The sequence below is a fragment of the Thiohalophilus sp. genome, assembly GCF_034522235.1.
Lineage (GTDB): Bacteria > Pseudomonadota > Gammaproteobacteria > UBA6429 > Thiohalophilaceae > Thiohalophilus.
The window spans coordinates 454,667-470,000 of record NZ_JAXHLN010000002.1 but is presented as its reverse complement, the minus strand read 5'-3'; the positions used below and the strand labels follow the sequence as shown (position 1 = coordinate 470,000).

The 15,334-nt window shown below is 57.0% G+C and carries 16 protein-coding genes (1 of these 16 only partly in view); 8 read left to right on the top strand and 8 right to left on the bottom strand.

Features of this window, described 5'->3' with window-relative positions:
- On the bottom strand, positions 1-811 hold the 5' portion of the coding sequence (tyrS, locus tag U5J94_RS02525; protein WP_322564074.1) for a tyrosine--tRNA ligase. 392 nt of this gene lie to the left of the window's left edge; only the first 811 of its 1,203 coding nucleotides appear in the window; its start codon is at positions 809-811; its stop codon lies beyond the left edge, outside the window.
- A 240-nt stretch (positions 812-1,051) separates the two neighbouring features.
- Between tyrS and U5J94_RS02520 the strand changes: the two genes are divergently transcribed.
- Together U5J94_RS02520 and U5J94_RS02515 are read left to right on the top strand one after the other, a co-directional pair.
- Positions 1,052-2,449 carry a peptidoglycan DD-metalloendopeptidase family protein gene (locus U5J94_RS02520; RefSeq protein ID WP_322564073.1) on the top strand — a complete coding sequence of 466 codons (1,398 nt, stop codon included), beginning with the start codon at positions 1,052-1,054 and terminating at the stop codon, positions 2,447-2,449.
- A gap of 80 nt (positions 2,450-2,529) precedes the next feature.
- A complete protein-coding gene (locus U5J94_RS02515; RefSeq protein ID WP_322564072.1) occupies positions 2,530-3,654 on the top strand; it encodes an anhydro-N-acetylmuramic acid kinase in 1,125 nt (374 codons plus the stop codon).
- 203 nt (positions 3,655-3,857) lie between these two features.
- Here U5J94_RS02515 and U5J94_RS02510 read toward each other — a convergent pair whose 3' ends face one another.
- The 7 genes from U5J94_RS02510 to U5J94_RS02480 form a co-directional block, all read right to left on the bottom strand.
- On the bottom strand, positions 3,858-5,015 hold the full coding sequence (locus tag U5J94_RS02510; RefSeq protein WP_322564071.1) for a citrate synthase: 1,158 nt from the start codon (positions 5,013-5,015) through the stop codon (positions 3,858-3,860).
- Between the two features lie 193 nt (positions 5,016-5,208).
- Complete coding sequence (gene erpA, locus U5J94_RS02505) at positions 5,209-5,580, bottom strand: iron-sulfur cluster insertion protein ErpA (RefSeq protein ID WP_416224136.1); 372 nt, start codon at positions 5,578-5,580, stop codon at positions 5,209-5,211.
- A gap of 63 nt (positions 5,581-5,643) precedes the next feature.
- Positions 5,644-6,054, bottom strand: a complete 411-nt coding sequence (locus U5J94_RS02500) for a polymer-forming cytoskeletal protein (RefSeq protein ID WP_322564070.1) — start codon at positions 6,052-6,054, stop codon at positions 5,644-5,646.
- Positions 6,044-6,769 carry a DUF6776 family protein gene (locus U5J94_RS02495; protein ID WP_322564069.1) on the bottom strand — a complete coding sequence of 242 codons (726 nt, stop codon included), beginning with the start codon at positions 6,767-6,769 and terminating at the stop codon, positions 6,044-6,046. Before U5J94_RS02495 ends, U5J94_RS02500 begins: the two co-directional genes overlap by 11 nt.
- A 9-nt stretch (positions 6,770-6,778) precedes the next feature.
- Complete coding sequence (argC, locus tag U5J94_RS02490) at positions 6,779-7,810, bottom strand: N-acetyl-gamma-glutamyl-phosphate reductase (protein WP_322564068.1); 1,032 nt, start codon at positions 7,808-7,810, stop codon at positions 6,779-6,781.
- 198 nt (positions 7,811-8,008) lie between these two features.
- Complete coding sequence (locus U5J94_RS02485; protein WP_322564067.1) at positions 8,009-9,289, bottom strand: porin; 1,281 nt, start codon at positions 9,287-9,289, stop codon at positions 8,009-8,011.
- Between the two features lie 54 nt (positions 9,290-9,343).
- A complete protein-coding gene (locus U5J94_RS02480; RefSeq protein ID WP_322564066.1) occupies positions 9,344-9,787 on the bottom strand; it encodes a DsrE family protein in 444 nt (147 codons plus the stop codon).
- Between the two features lie 289 nt (positions 9,788-10,076).
- On the opposite strand from U5J94_RS02480, the gene U5J94_RS02475 reads away from it, so the two are divergent.
- The 6 genes from U5J94_RS02475 to U5J94_RS02450 all read left to right on the top strand — a co-directional run bounded on the left by U5J94_RS02475 (position 10,077) and on the right by U5J94_RS02450 (position 15,299).
- A complete protein-coding gene (locus U5J94_RS02475) occupies positions 10,077-10,622 on the top strand; it encodes an RNA polymerase sigma factor (protein WP_322564065.1) in 546 nt (181 codons plus the stop codon).
- On the top strand, positions 10,619-11,344 hold the full coding sequence (locus U5J94_RS02470) for a hypothetical protein (protein ID WP_322564064.1): 726 nt from the start codon (positions 10,619-10,621) through the stop codon (positions 11,342-11,344). The genes U5J94_RS02475 and U5J94_RS02470 overlap by 4 nt, the downstream gene beginning before the upstream one ends.
- A 345-nt stretch (positions 11,345-11,689) precedes the next feature.
- Positions 11,690-13,033 (top strand): chloride channel protein, encoded by a 1,344-nt coding sequence (locus U5J94_RS02465; protein WP_322564063.1) that lies wholly within the window; start codon positions 11,690-11,692, stop codon positions 13,031-13,033.
- Positions 13,020-13,541, top strand: coding sequence for a TlpA disulfide reductase family protein (locus tag U5J94_RS02460; RefSeq protein WP_322564062.1), 522 nt, complete (start codon positions 13,020-13,022; stop codon positions 13,539-13,541). The genes U5J94_RS02465 and U5J94_RS02460 overlap by 14 nt, the downstream gene beginning before the upstream one ends.
- Positions 13,542-13,547: 6 nt before the next feature.
- A complete protein-coding gene (gene hemJ / locus U5J94_RS02455; RefSeq protein WP_322564061.1) occupies positions 13,548-13,973 on the top strand; it encodes a protoporphyrinogen oxidase HemJ in 426 nt (141 codons plus the stop codon).
- Between the two features lie 159 nt (positions 13,974-14,132).
- Positions 14,133-15,299 carry a porin gene (locus U5J94_RS02450; RefSeq protein ID WP_322564060.1) on the top strand — a complete coding sequence of 389 codons (1,167 nt, stop codon included), beginning with the start codon at positions 14,133-14,135 and terminating at the stop codon, positions 15,297-15,299.
- The last annotated feature ends 35 nt before the right edge of the window (positions 15,300-15,334 follow it).

Sequence of the window (15,334 nt, the reverse complement as noted above, 5' to 3'; positions counted from 1 at the left end):
TTTCAGACATGGGCCGGAAGCTGAGCAGCTCGAAATAACGCCACATCAGGTCGTCGGAAATCGACATGATCTTGCCGAACATCTCGTCCGGGGGCTCGTTAATCCCTATATAGTTGTTCAGGGACTTGGACATTTTCTGTACCCCGTCCAGTCCTTCCAGGATCGGCATGGTCAGCACAATCTGCGGCGGCTGGCCATACTGTTTTTGCAGTTCGCGCCCCACCAGCAGATTGAACTTCTGATCGGTGCCGCCCAGTTCCACGTCGGCTTTCATGGCCACCGAGTCATAGCCCTGGATCAGCGGATACAGGAATTCATGGATCGCGATCGCCTGGCCATCTATATAACGTTTGTGAAAATCGTCCCGCTCCAGCATCCGCGCCACGGTGTGGCGAGCGGCCAGATGGATCAGATCCACCGCGCTCATTTCCCCCATCCAGCTGGAATTGAACATCACCAGGGTTTTTTCCGGATCGAGTATCTTGAAGATCTGTTGCTCGTAAGTGCGGGCGTTTTCAATGACCTCGTCGCGGGTCAGCGGCGGGCGGGTCGCACTCTTGCCGGTGGGATCGCCGATCATGCCGGTGAAGTCGCCGATCAAAAACAACACCTCATGCCCCAGATCCTGGAACTGGCGCAGCTTGTTGATCAGCACCGTATGGCCCAGATGCAGATCCGGCGCGGTGGGATCAAACCCGGCCTTGATACGCAGGGGCCGACCGCTTTTGAGTCGCTCGACCAGATCTGACTCGATCAGAATCTCATCGGCGCCACGCTTGATCTGTTCCAGCATCGGCTCGATCGCTGTCATGAGTGATTTTGTCCTGTGCGAAAAAGGCTGCGTAGATTACCATATCGTCTCGCGCCCCTCCTACTGTCCCGACCCGCGACCTGCGTCGCCGGCGCCTCAGCACGGGGAATTTTCTGTGACAGGAGTAATTGACGCTGTCCCGGAATCAGGCTATGTTAAGAAACGACTGTAAAAAAATAAGATAATTCCGTGGATTACAACACATTCTTAACGAAAGATTACAAGTCTCTGGGGCACCCGATGCGGCGCCAGCGACCCCGCTGGTCGCGACTGCACACCCTGGCCGTGCTAGCAGTGATTACGGCGGCCGGGACTCTGTTGGCCTTTCTTTCCACCGATGTTGCCGCCTCGCGTCAGGATACAGCGCAAGCGCCACTGGCCCGGGTCCTGCCACCGGCGCAAATTACGATCCCCCTGGAGTTCTCCCAACCCGCCGAGACCCAGACCGCTTCAGCAGTGGCGGTGTCACTGCCGCCCAATCCGTTGGCCGATCAACCGGTTGCGGCCCAACCCGATGAAAGCTGGCTGACAATCACTGTGCGCCGGGGAGACAGTCTCTCCGCCATCTTCAAACGCCACAAGATTCCCTCGCAGGATCTGCATGAGATTATGCAGCTCGGCCGCATCACCCGGAACCTGAGTGCCCTGCATCCCGGTGACATCGTGCGGCTCAAGCTGGATGCGGACCAGAGCGTCCGGCAAATGGTCTTTGATATTGATCGGCTGACCTCCCTGCAGGTCACCCGCCAGCAAGATGAACAGTTTGCCGCCCGGATTGTTGAACACGAGCTGGATCGCCGTCTCACCCAGACCAGTGGCGTGATCAACAGCTCCCTGTTCGAGGCCGGCAAGGCCGCCGGCCTGCAGGACAAACTGATCATGGAAATGACCGCCATCTTCGGCTGGGATATCGACTTTATACTGGATATCCGCCAGGGCGATCATTTCACCCTGATCTATGAAGAACAGTATCTCAACGGCGAAAAAGTTCAGGACGGACCGATCATCGCTGCCGAATTCATCAATCAGGGACGCCGGGTCCACGCCATCCGCTACACCGACGAGCAAGGCCGCAGTGATTATTACTCTCCGGAAGGCTATTCCATGCGCAAGGCCTTCCTGCGTACCCCGGTCGATTTTCGCCGTATCAGCTCGCGCTTTGGCAAACGCCATCACCCGGTATTGAACCGGATGCGCATGCACAAGGGCGTTGATTACGCCGCCCGATCCGGCACGCCGATCCAGGCCGCCGGCGACGGCAAGATTGTCTATCGCGGCTGGAAGGGGGGCTACGGCCGGGTCATCATCCTGCAACATGGCGGCCGCTATAGCACCCTGTACGCCCACATGTCCGGCTTCAAGGGCAGCCTGCGGGTCGGCAGTCGGGTCAAGCAGGGCCAGACGATCGGTTTTGTCGGCAGCTCCGGGCGCGCCACCGGCCCCCATCTGCACTATGAATTCCGGGTCGACGGGACCCATCGCGATCCCTTAACGGTCAAGCTGCCTGATGCCGAACCCATCAAGGCCGCGTATAAAACAGACTTTACGCAACTGGCGGAAAAACGACTGGCCCAACTGGATGCCGCCCGTCCGTCGATGCTGGCCCTGAACCGACCACGCCCCACTACCCCGGATTAACGGCCATCCCTTTGCGTGAGACCGGCCCGCCCGCATCAGGATGGATTGTCGGGCCCGGTCGTTTTGCTTAGCATAAACCCATGACAACCTATTACATTGGTCTGATGTCGGGCACCAGCATGGACGGCATCGATGCTGCCCTGCTCGATTTCAGCGAACATCCCCGCCTGCTGGCGCACCACAGCCAGCCGTTGCCCGACGTGCTGCGCCAACAACTCTATCAGTTGCAGACCCCAGGCCAGGATGAGCTGACCACTGTCATGTGCCTGGATGTGGAACTGGGGCGACTGTTCGCAGAAGCCGTTCGTGCACTGCTGGAAAAAACCGGGCTGTCGGCAAATCAGATCGCCGGCATCGGCAGTCACGGTCAGACCTTGCGCCACTATCCCGACGGGCCGAGTCCTTCGACGTTGCAGATCGGCGATCCCAACCTGATTGCCGAGCTGACCGGGATCACCACTGTCGCCGACTTGCGCCGCCGCGACATGGCGGCCGGTGGTCAGGGTGCGCCGCTGGTGCCGGCCTTTCATGCGGCGATGTTTCGTCATACCGGCCGCAACCGGGCGATCCTGAACATCGGCGGCATCGCCAATCTGACCTTGCTGCCAGCGGCTGCAGACACCCCGATCACCGGTTTCGATACCGGCCCGGGCAACGGCCTGATGGACGCCTGGATCGAACAGCATCAGCAACAAAGCTACGACCGCGACGGCGAATGGGCCGCCAGCGGCCACGCGCACCCCGGCCTGCTGGAACGGCTGCTGCACGATCCCTATTTCGCCCGCACCCCGCCCAAAAGCACCGGCCGCGAATACTTCAACCTGAACTGGCTGCAAGCGGCACTGGAACCCTTTGCCGATCTGGCACCCCGGGACGTGCAGGCCACCCTGTGCGAACTGAGCGCGCGCAGTATCGCCGAGGCTTTACAAGCGACGCTGGAATCCGTGGAGGAGGTCTTGATCTGCGGCGGCGGCATTCATAACCGCACCCTGTATCAGCGCCTGGAAGAGCTGCTAACCCCGGCCCGCCTCACCAGCACCGCCGAGGCGGGCCTCGACCCCGACTGGGTCGAAGCCGCCGCCTTCGCCTGGCTGGCCAGAGAGACACTCTCCGGCCAGCCCGGTAACCTGCCCTCTGTTACGGGGGCTTCACATCCGGTGGTGTTGGGGGGGATCTATCCGGGGAAAGGGCCGAGGGACGAGTAACGAGTGACGAGGAAAAGCTTCACCACGAAGACACCAAGACACGAAGGCTTGAAAATAAAATCCTTCATGGCCTCATCTCGGTGATAACTTAACAGCTAAAACATCTGCCACCGGGAACAGGAATGAAAAAAGTTCCGGGTTTCCTCGTTACTCGTTACTCGTCCCTCGTACCTCGGCACTGAGAAAAGCGCTGACGTGTTGTGTCAGCGCTTTTCGATGGGGACATATTTACGGACCGGCTCGCCGGTGTAGACCTGGGTCGGCCGGAAGATACGATTATCGGCCAGCTGTTCACGCCAGTGGGCCAGCCAGCCGGCGGAGCGGGCCATGGCGAAGATGGCGGTGAACTGATCGGCGGGAATGCCCATCTCGGTATAGAGAATGCCGCTGTAGAAATCGACATTGGCGTACACCCCCTTGTGGGACAGACGATCCTCGCAAACCTGCTCCACCACCTTGGCAATATCGAACATCGGATTAACGTTGCCGGCCTTGGTTTCCATGTACTGATCGATCAGTTTTTGCAGGATAATGGCGCGCGGATCCTTGGTCTTGTATTCGCGATGGCCCATGCCCCAGATCACCTCCTTGTTAGCCAGCCGCTTGTCCACATACTCCTCGGCTTTCTCCGGCGAGCCGATATCCTCCAGCATTTCCAGCACCCGCTGGTTGGCGCCGCCGTGCAATGGTCCGGACAGGGCCCCGATGGCCGAGGCAACCACACTGTAGGGGCTGGAGAGGGTCGAGGCATTCACCAGCACCGCGAACGTCGAGGCATTAATCGTGTGCTCGGCATGCAGGATCAGACAGACATCCATAATCCGCGCCAGCAACGGGTCCGGTTCCCTGCCGGTCAGCATCCACAGGAAGTTTTCCGCGTGGCTCAGATCGTCGCGGGATTCGACCGGATCATACCCCTCGCGAATGTGTTGCCACATGGCCACGATCGGTGCCACCCGGGCGATGATTTTGATCGACATATTGTGGATGTAATTGACGTCCTCGCAGGCATCACCGCCGGTCAGGCATTCATTGCCGGGGTAGAACATCCCCAGGCTGGCCACCACCGTCTGCAGCATCTCCATCGGATGGCCGGTGTTGGGAAAGTTTTTCATCATGCCACGGGTATGGAACTTGAGGCGCCGGTTCTCCTTGAGCTGGTCGCTGAAGGTCTCCAGTTCACTGCCGGTCGGCAGCCGCCCGTCGAGCAATAACAGGGTGGTCTCCTCAAACGTGCTGTGTTCGGCCAGCTGTTCGATGGGGTAGCCGCGATAGGACAAAATGCCCTTCTCGCCGTCGATATCCGAAATATTGGATTTGGTGGCGGGAACGCCTGCCAGCCCCGGCAGATACTCACTCATGGAAGACTCCCTGAATTTGATAATAATGGTGCGCTACACCAAGAATAACAAAAAATATCCGCGGTATTGGCAAGGACGCCGGAAAAGTTATCGAATCCGGCCAGGAGCGAGCGGTTATTTTTTATCCGCCACAAACAAAAATGGCATGACTTTAAATCATGCCATTGTCTCTTAGCGTGGCGTGGCTGGAGAATCAGACGCCGAAGGACGAACCGCAGCCGCAGGTAGTGGTCGCATTCGGATTGCGGATCACGAACTGGGCGCCGGAGAGGTCTTCCTTGTAATCAATTTCCGCCCCCATCAGATACTGGAAGCTCATCGGATCGACCAGCAGGGTGACGCCCTCCTTGTCCACCCGGGTGTCGCCATCCTGTTCATTTTCCTCGAAAGTAAAGCCGTACTGGAACCCGGAGCAACCGCCACCGGTCACAAATACCCGCAGCATCAGATTCTCATTGCCCTCATCTTCGATCAGTTGCCGAACCTTGTGCGCAGCAGAATCGGTGAATATCAGGGGACTCATCGTATCGACCGTTTCGTTTGTCTCGGTTGCTGTGCTGCTCATAATACTATCTCCACCAGATTTGACGTCTACAGCGCCCCATTATGCTATTCCTGATTGTTTTAATCAAGAATCTTCCGGGCCACTGCCTGTTTCCGAAGGTGAGTGGTTACTACTCTTGTGCACCAGGTTTCCATTAACTTCAGCCCCCATTGCCATCTCGATCAGGCTGTAATAAACGTTGCCATGGACGCGGGCATGGGCGGCCAGCTCGACATGGCCGTGGGCATGGACGTCACCGATGACCGTGCCGTTGACCACGACATTCGGTACCTTCACTTCTCCTTCAATAGTGCCGCGTTCGCTCAAAGTCAAGAGGGAGTCCTCGCCAGCGCCCTCGGCAATCACGCTGCCCTTGATGCTGCCATCCACATGCAACCCCCCACTGAAAATGACATCCCCCTGGATCTCGGTGTTCTGGCCAATCAACGAATCGATTTGCGCGGTGCGATTCGGTTTTTTATTGTTACCCCACATTATCCTGTCTCTCCTCAATCGACCAGTCGATGGTTTTCTCAATGCTGTTACGCTCACTCCCCCCAGGCAGAATCCGCAAGGTCGCGCGCAGCAGGCTGAAATTCTCCGGCAACCGGATATCCCCTTCCAATTTTTGAAAATACTTGAAACGGTAACGCAATTCGTTGACGGAATTCTCGGTTACATCCTTGAGCGTCAAGGACTTGGACTCCCCTTCCTGAATCCCTTCAAGCTGCAATTGTACCCGGCCGCTGGCCAGCCTGTCATTGCCCAGCACCTGGGTCAGAACCACCCGATAACGAAAACGGCCATCCGGCCCGTGTGGCTCGAAACTGAATTTTTGTAACTGCAAACCGGTCGAGGCTTCCCGGGGGGAGACGATGCCCCGGTAAAAGGCCAGCTCCTCCTTGAGCTCGAGAATTTCCGATTGAAGGTTTTTAATCGTACCGTCCAGATCATCGTAAGCCTGGCGTTCAATTTGCCGCGCGCGTTGCAACAGGGCTTTTTCCTGACGCAGCACGTCGATTTCCCCTTCGAGACGTTTTTTGACCTGAAGCAGCTCTTTTTTCACCCGGCCGGCCTCGTCACTGTCATACCCGGCCAGATAGCGCCCGTAATCAAACAGCGTATAGCCACCGGCCAGCATCAACAGTGCCGCAAGAAGCCACAACGCCCGGGTCTTCCACGGGTGATGGGGTTTGACCACCAGATTCATTGATTCATCCTACGGCATCAATCCGATTGCATTGAGACCCGTGCGTTCATCCAGACCGAACATGATATTCATATTCTGCACGGCCTGTCCTGAAGCACCCTTGACCAGGTTGTCGATTACCGACAACACCACCACCGTATCACCATCACCGGGGCGGTGCAGGGCAATCCGGCAGTGGTTGGCCCCCTTGACGCTGCGGGTCTCCGGGTGCGAGTCGGGTGGCAGAATATCGACGAACGGCTCATCGCCATAACGTTCGCTATACAGGGTCTGCAGGCCCTTGGTCGGGGTGGTGAGTCGTGCATAGAGAGTGGCATGAATACCCCGGATCATCGGTGTCAGATGGGGCACAAAGGTCAGCCCCACCGGCGAACCGGCGGCCCGGGTGAGCCCCTGAACGATTTCCGGCAGATGGCGATGGCCGGCCACGCCGTAGGCCTTCATGCTTTCGCTGGCCTCCCCCAGCAGCGCCCCGACATTGGCCTTGCGCCCGGCACCGCTGACTCCCGACTTGGCATCGGCCACCAGTTGCCCGATGTCCACCAGTCCCTGCTCGATCAGGGGCAAGAAACCCAGCTGAACCGCGGTGGGATAGCAACCCGGGCAGGCGATCAACCGGGCCTCACGGATCGCCTCGCGATTCACCTCGGGCAGCCCGTAGACCGCCTCGGCCACCAGCTGCGGTGCGCTGTGGGCCATGCCGTACCATTTTTCCCATTCCTCCACATCCTTGATGCGAAAATCGGCGCCCAGGTCGATCACCCGTACGCCTTTATCCAGCAAAGCGGCCGCCGTGTTCATTGCCACACCGTGCGGCGTGGCAAAGAACACCACATCGCACCGGGCCAGCTGCGCGGGATCGGGGTCACTGAAAGCGAGATCGACATAACCGCGCAGGTTGGGGAACATGTCCGCCACCGGCTGGCCGGCTTCGGAGCGGGAGGTGATCAGGCGCAATTCGACATCGGGATGTGCAGCCAGAAGCCGCAGTAGCTCCACCCCCGTATAGCCTGTGCCGCCGACAATACCCGCCTTGATCATGATCCTGCCCGGTTACTTAAGAGGGTTAATGATAAGTGCTGAAGGGATAAAGGAAAAGACCGGGACGTGATGAATTTCTCAGGCTGCACCCTGAGAATGAAAAACCCGGGTTTGATAGCCGGACATATTGGAAAAAGGGATGAATTCCGAGCCCGGCGAAAACCGGGATCGGAAATCAACGTCTCATCAAAAAAACATTCAGAAGATATGCGTTAATTGCACAGCCAGACGCGAATCCACGCCTAACAACTGGTTATCTACAGCAGTCGTATCCGACTCGAAGTCCCGACTGGAATACTCCATGTTCACGCGTGTTTTCTTGTTGATGTGATATTGAGCGCCGATAGTGGTCGTATCAAAACGGGACTCGTCACTGGCGGCAGATGTTGGATGATTCTCCCCACGAGTATAAGAATCATAGCGAAGATCCAGCTCCCAGTTCGTACCCGGGATATACCAGCCGAGATCAATATAATAACCATCGGCTTCTTCGTCATTAAAGTAATGTGTTGGACGGTGTTGCCCCTGAAAGATCATCCCCTCACCTGTCAAATACTCCGCAGTGACACGAAATGGTTTTTTCAGATATTTCACACCCGCCCCTGAACGGGTCCGGTCCTGCTCCTCGGTAGGATCGTACACATTAGTCCGCTTGCCGTCCTGATACCAGGCGAAGATTTTCAGCCCTTCTCTGCGCGGACCTCTGCCACCAAAGATTTTCTCTGATGACAAATAAACGTAAGTATCTTTATTTTCATCATTATCCGAGCCGTTCAGGCCATTGCCATTACCGTACATGACGGCATAGCTATGCTCCCAGTCGCCATTACGGAATGCATCAAATACCTGGATCCCCACATCACGGAATGCGCCGACCGGCGTTGAATGTGCATTCATGTTTGCATCTGGTATCGGCGGCTGAACTGTATCAGAATCTGCAGGATGCCGTTCAAGCATCAGCTGATTACCTGCGCTGGTAAAATTGATGTAATCGAACACATGAATTGCCTGCAATCCTTCTTCAAAACCCGGCGTTTTGAACAGACCCATACGCACTCGTGCGCCATCAATATGATTCAGGGTGACGCTGGCATCGGTAATATTGGTCCCGCCATTATTGGCTGCCGTAATCCCGTTATATCCAAGCTCGGCAAGAATAAAATAGTTCACATTACCATCCAGCGGCATCCCCTGCCCTCGTACACCAATCCGCGCACGATTGACGTTAAAGGCTTCCTGTGACTCCAGCTTCGGGCCAATCAGCTTGGGTGGGATATAACCACCAGGAACATCACTTGGATCACTATTATCTTTTTGGTACTGAGCCTGGATAAAGCCCCACAGCTTGGCGCGCGGTGCGGCGTCCCTGGGTTCTGTACCTTGCAGCATTAACCAGTTTGCCGCCTGGGCAGAAAGGCTCACTCCCCCGAGCATGGCTGCACAGGCCGAGATCAGCATTGTCTTTTTGAACAGATTCATTATGAATCCCCTTTAATTCAGAAAATTTATATTTGTTGTCAGACTGTTATGTCATCAGGGCTTGATCAGTGAATACCCTTGTTTTTGCAAGTCCAGAATCCGCACCACGCCCGCACTGACAGTCACCGCGTTTTTGTTCAGCTTTGGCGGATGTCCCAGTTTTTTCCCCATATTGGCCGTGGTGTTGGAGCAGGCACTGAACTTGACGCCGTTGCCTACCAGACTTTGAATGCGGTCAGTATTGGCATTATCAGCAAACAGCAAGCGCAACCCGGGACCGAAAGCGACGATCTCGATGGCAACGCGATCCGGGCCGTAATGTTTGACCAGATTATTGGCAACATTCAGCACCAGAGTCTGCTTGAAAGGATTTGGATCGCTGATCTGCAAAACGACCTTTGCCTCGGCGAACTCATTGGCCGCATTAGCATTGACGGCAAACAGCGAAGTCAGACAAAACAACGCGATCGCCCATGCTTTCCATATGGCTGGTTTCATAGAATTTCCCCTTTATGATGGCGAGTTAAATATTATTTTTCTTCAGGGTCGTCATTGAACGACCCCTATTACTACCAAACACATCGGGGAGTACTTTTATTCCCGCTATTTCAAACTTTTTTAACACATTTCTAAATCATGGTCTTGCCATCAGAACTGAACACCCACCCTCCCTGATGCCTGCGGATTGATATGAGTTTTAAAGAGAGCTCGAACAGTCAAATTCATGGAATAAATAAAGCGCCGGATGCATCTTTAAAAGTATTGAATAACAACACTGATAAACACTATGAGCTGGTTTTCCGGTAAAAAAAGCGGCCTGCAAGGCCGGATCGAGGCACTTCGACCCCGACTGTATCGGCTTGCCTATTCCTGGACCCATTCCCCGGCACTGGCCGATGATCTTACCCAGGAAGCGCTAACCCGGGTCTGGAAAAATCTGGATCAATTGCACGATGCGGACGGCTTTGATAAATGGTGCTTCAAGATCCTGATCAATTGCTGGCGCAATCATCTTCGCTCCGAGCGGCAATATATGGATGTGGATGATTACGTACTGCAAGAACGTGAGACGCCCCAGTCATTGCATGAACAGCAACGGCTCACAGAACAGGTAAAACGCGCTGTTGCCACCCTGCCGCAGGGTCAAAGGCAGGTTGTGACCCTGGTTGATCTGGAGGAACTGAGCTACAGCGAAGTGGCCGAGGTTCTGGATATTCCAATCGGCACGGTGATGAGCCGGTTGTGTCGCGCCCGTAAACTTCTTGTCGAACGCATACTGGAAAAGCCCTCGGTACCGTTCGAAGAAAATGCCGTACTCAGGAGAATAAAATGAACAGGGACAAAACACTTTCCGACGAGCAGCTCAATGCCTATGTCGACGGCCAACTCGATCTGAAGGAGCAGTCTCGTCTGCTGGAGATCATGCGTGATAATCCCCAACTGGGCCGACGTAATTGCGTCCTGCAAAAAGCGCATGAGCTGGTCCGGTTGACCTACCAGAGTGAACCCCTGCCAGACACAACCACCCCCCCACGGACCCCGCCCTCCCGCTGGTTCATGGGGCTGGCCGCCATGCTGTTGATCGGGTTTGGCGCCCTGTTGGGCTGGGCCGGTTTCAGTATGAACAACCCCAACAGCCTGATTGAACTGGCCAGCACGGTGCACACCAATCCGGCGAACGCGACCGCGCAACCCTGGCGGGTCATGCTGCACGTCAGCAGCAATCAGCCTCGACGGCTAGATATCCTGCTCAATGAAACCGAAAAACTGCTGAAAAACAGTCTGGCCCGGCAACAATCGGTGGAAGTGGAGATTCTCACCAACGGCAAGGGGCTCTCCCTGGTACGCAACAACAACAGTCCCCACGCCCGCCGCCTCCAGGCCCTGCAGGACCAGTACCAGAACCTGGTGGTCTCGGCCTGTAATGAGACATTAACCCGCCTGCGTCGTGAGGGGGTCTCGGTTGAGCTGTTACCGCAAACCCGGATCGTCTCCTCGGCGCTCAACGAAGCCCTCTCCCGCCAGCGAGAGGGTTGGACCTATATCCGCATATAAGGGACGAGTTACGAGGTCCGAGGTGCGAGGAAGCCCTTGTCATAACAAGAAGAGAGAAAAAGGCATTTTTTTCTTTGCATCTCAGCGGCTCCGGGGTTTTCCACTGGACGAGCGGGGGATATGACGGGAGAAGCGGCGCGCACAAAAAAGCGGCTGAAAAGCCGCTTGAGTTGGGTCGTGCTTGGTTATTGTTATTAAGGCTTGGCGGTTACTCCCCTAAGGGACTCTTACCCTATTCCGCACATTTCGCAAGGTCAAGAATTTTTGCCGGTTTTTTTACCGCAATCCGGCCTTTATGCCTCACTCTGTGACCCCACCAGAATCACGGCATCGTGGCACTGCGCCATGTTAGAATGCCGTGATATGTACCGTCAGCATCTCCATCGCACCCGGCGTCGGCTGTTTTCCCTGAATAAATGGAAAATGCGCCTGCTGTTGTGGGGCAGCGCCCTGTGCGTGGGTGCCGTCGCCGCGCTGTTTGCGCTGCTGGCCAATGCGGCGGATGAAAGTTTCCATCATCTGCACCAACGGCAACCGTGGTTGACCTATTTGCTGCCGCCCCTGGGACTGGCATTGATTGCCTGGCTGACCCGGCGGTTTTTTCCCGGCACCGAAGGCAGCGGTATTCCCCAGGCCATCGCCGCCCTGTCGCTGCGCAAGCACGCCCTGCGCCGCAAGGTGCTGTCCATCAAGGTGGCGCTGGGCAAGATGGTCCTGACCACCCTGGGACTGTTTTGCGGCGCCTCCATTGGCCGTGAAGGGCCGACCGTCCATATCGGCGCTTCGATCATGTATTCCCTGCGTCGGTTTGCACCGCTGCCTTTGCGTGGCCAGGACATGTTCCGCGCCCTGATTCTGGCCGGCGGGGCCGCCGGGATCTCCGCCGCCTTCAATACCCCGCTGGCCGGGATTCTGTTTGCCATCGAGGAGATGAGTCGCTCCTTCGAACAGCGCACCAGCGGTACGCTGATTATCACTGTGGTGCTGGCCGGGATCACCGCGCTGGTAATCCTCGGCCCCTATACCTATTTCGGCAGCACCGATGCCAGCCTGCCACTGTCCGGCGCCTGGCTGGCGGTGCTGATCTGCGGGGTGGTGGGCGGACTGCTGGGCGGCCTGTTTGCCTCGGGGCTGGTTCTCGGCTCGCGGCACATCGCCCCGGTGGCCTGGCGCTATCCCGTACGGGTCGCCTTCGGCTGTGGACTGCTCATCAGCGTGCTGGGGTTTGCCTCCGACGGTCAAAGCTTTGGCACCGGTTATCTGGAGGCGCAACAGCTGGTCGACGGCGGCGAGAGCTCCTTACTGTTTCCGCTATGGAAGCTGCTGGCCACCCTCTCCTCGTATCTCAGCGGCATCCCCGGGGGGATTTTTGCGCCTTCGTTGTCGGTCGGGGCCGGACTCGGGGCCGATCTGGCGTGGCTGATGCCCCATCTGCCCGCTGCCGCCCTGATCATGCTGGGCATGGTCGGCTACTTCAGTGGCGTGGTGCAAACGCCGATCACCGCTTTTGTCATTGTGATGGAAATGACCGACAATTCGGGCATGCTGTTGCCGCTGATGGCTACCGCACTGATCGCCCGCGGTGTCTCGAGTCTGGTCTGTCCCCGACCGATTTATCAGGCCCTCGCGGACGCCTACTTACATAAACAGAATACCCAGGGAAACGCTGTCAAACATGAAAACCCGTGACACCTTTATCGCCGCTTTTATCGTTCTGTTAATCGGTGCGCTGGCCTGGCTCTGGTTCAGCCCGTCAGGCCTGCAACGGGCGCCGGATATCAGTTTCAAGAATGTCGAGGGCGAGCCCCTCAGCCTACAGCAATACCAGCAACAGGACCGGCCGGTGCTGGTGACCTTCTGGGCCACCTCCTGCCCCGGCTGCATTGCAGAAATGCCACACCTGATCGAGATGTATCACGAGCTGGCGCCCAGAGGCCTGGAGATCATCGGGGTTGCGATGGCCTATGATCCGCCCAATCACGTCATGCGCATGCGCGAGGAGCGCAACATCCCCTATCCCATCGTACTCGACATCGACAGCGAGATCGCCCGGGCTTTCGGCGATGTCAAGCTGACCCCGACCCACTTTCTGATCAACCCACAGGGCCGTATCGTCCATCATAAGATTGGCGAACTGGATATGGACAAGGTGCGAGATCGCATTCTGGCCATGCTGGGCTCACAACCGCAAGGATAACGCCGCATGCTCTGGGTCAAGGCGTGGCATATCGTGTTTATGGTGACCTGGTTCGCCGGCCTGTTTTATCTGCCGCGCCTGTTCGTCTATCACGCCATGGCCGAGGATGATGCCAGCCGCGAGCGCTTCAAGATCATGGAACGCAAGCTGTTCTACGGCATCATGACGCCCGGGGCGATTATTACCATTGCGCTGGGACTGTGGCTGCTGATGGATTACGCCTGGGCGGCTTATAAAGACAGCGGCTGGCTGCACGCCAAGCTGGTGCTGGTCACCATCCTGATTATCTATCATCTCCACTGCGGCAAATTACTGCTCGACTTCAAGCATGAGCGCAATACCCGCTCGCATATCTACTACCGCTGGTATAATGAATTTCCCGTGCTCCTCCTGATCGCCGTGGTCCTGCTGGCGGTCGTCAAGCCCTTCTAGTTAGTACACACTTACTCCAAAACCCCTGCTTCCTGCCTGTATCAGCTTTCTCGTATTTGTGAATGATAATGGTTTGCATTTAGGTTCTTCTTACGATAAAGTTCCTGCCATCGCTGAAACGAAACAAACCTGTTCAATCAACTCAATGAGGATAGCGTAATGAAGCACACAACCCCCCTGGCCCTGCTCACTGCCGGGCTGCTGGCCACCACCCCCGCCTTGGCGGCGGACGAGGAGCTGCGCCAGGAGATCGACACCCTGAAGCAGGAAAACCGCACCATCATGGAACGGCTCAACGCCACCAGCGAGATGATCGATCGCCAGCAGAGTAGTGCTGGCCTGGGCCCGCTCAGCATCGGCGGCTATGGCGAACTGCATTACAACAACCTGGACAACCAGCTGGCCGGCGGCGACGACAAGGAGATGATGGACTTCCATCGCTTCGTGCTGTTCTTCGGCTACGAGTACACCGACGACATCCGCTTCTTCTCCGAACTGGAAGTCGAACACGCCTACTCTGGCGAAAGTAAACCCGGCGCGGTGGAGCTGGAACAGGCTTATGTGGAATTTGATCTGAATGACCGGAATTCCGCCAAAGGCGGTTTGTTTCTGCTGCCGGTCGGTATCCTCAACGAAACCCACGAACCACCGACCTTCTACGGCGTGGAACGCAACCCGGTTGAAAAGAACATCATCCCAACTACCTGGTGGACTTCCGGTGCCGAGCTGACCGGCCGCTTCGGCCAGGGTTTCAGCTACAACCTGGGCGTTCATGAAGGATTGAAGGTGGATCCGAGCGGCAGCATGGCCGTGCGCGGCGGTCGCCAGAAAAGCGCCAAGGCCGATGCCTCCGACCTGGCCACCACCGCCCGGCTGAAATACACCGGCATCCCCGGCCTGGAGCTGGCCGCCACCGTCCAGCACCAGAGCGACATGAGCCAGGACGCCAGCGACGACCTCGGCAGCGCGAACCTGATCGAGGCCCATGCCATCTATAACACGGGCGCGTTCGGCCTGCGTGCGCTGTACGCCACCTGGGATCTGGACGGCACTGCCCCGGCCGCCAACGGTGCCGACGAGCAGACCGGCTGGTATATCGAACCGTCTTACAAGCTGACCAACAAGTTCGGTGTCTTTGCCCGCCACAATGTCTGGGACAACCAGGCCGGCAGCAGCACCAATACCGAATACAGCCAGACGGATGTCGGTTTCAACTACTGGCCGCATGAAGACGTCGTGATCAAGGTCGACCTGCAGGATCAGGATGTTCCCGCCGGCAGTAGCGAATACGACGGCTTCAACGTCGGCATTGGCTATCAGTTCTAGGCACGGTTGACTCCTCCCAAGCCGATTGCCGGATA

Coding starts and splice junctions, on each gene's coding strand:
- U5J94_RS02520 (WP_322564073.1), top strand. CDS start 1,052: ATGCGGCGCCAGCGACCCCGCTGGTCGCGACTGCACACCCTGGCCGTG.
- U5J94_RS02515 (WP_322564072.1), top strand. CDS start 2,530: ATGACAACCTATTACATTGGTCTGATGTCGGGCACCAGCATGGACGGC.
- U5J94_RS02510 (WP_322564071.1), bottom strand. CDS start 5,015: ATGAGTGAGTATCTGCCGGGGCTGGCAGGCGTTCCCGCCACCAAATCC.
- erpA (WP_416224136.1), bottom strand. CDS start 5,580: ATGAGCAGCACAGCAACCGAGACAAACGAAACGGTCGATACGATGAGT.
- U5J94_RS02500 (WP_322564070.1), bottom strand. CDS start 6,054: ATGTGGGGTAACAATAAAAAACCGAATCGCACCGCGCAAATCGATTCG.
- U5J94_RS02495 (WP_322564069.1), bottom strand. CDS start 6,769: ATGAATCTGGTGGTCAAACCCCATCACCCGTGGAAGACCCGGGCGTTG.
- argC (WP_322564068.1), bottom strand. CDS start 7,810: ATGATCAAGGCGGGTATTGTCGGCGGCACAGGCTATACGGGGGTGGAG.
- U5J94_RS02485 (WP_322564067.1), bottom strand. CDS start 9,289: ATGAATCTGTTCAAAAAGACAATGCTGATCTCGGCCTGTGCAGCCATG.
- U5J94_RS02480 (WP_322564066.1), bottom strand. CDS start 9,787: ATGAAACCAGCCATATGGAAAGCATGGGCGATCGCGTTGTTTTGTCTG.
- U5J94_RS02475 (WP_322564065.1), top strand. CDS start 10,077: ATGAGCTGGTTTTCCGGTAAAAAAAGCGGCCTGCAAGGCCGGATCGAG.
- U5J94_RS02470 (WP_322564064.1), top strand. CDS start 10,619: ATGAACAGGGACAAAACACTTTCCGACGAGCAGCTCAATGCCTATGTC.
- U5J94_RS02465 (WP_322564063.1), top strand. CDS start 11,690: ATGTTAGAATGCCGTGATATGTACCGTCAGCATCTCCATCGCACCCGG.
- U5J94_RS02460 (WP_322564062.1), top strand. CDS start 13,020: ATGAAAACCCGTGACACCTTTATCGCCGCTTTTATCGTTCTGTTAATC.
- hemJ (WP_322564061.1), top strand. CDS start 13,548: ATGCTCTGGGTCAAGGCGTGGCATATCGTGTTTATGGTGACCTGGTTC.
- U5J94_RS02450 (WP_322564060.1), top strand. CDS start 14,133: ATGAAGCACACAACCCCCCTGGCCCTGCTCACTGCCGGGCTGCTGGCC.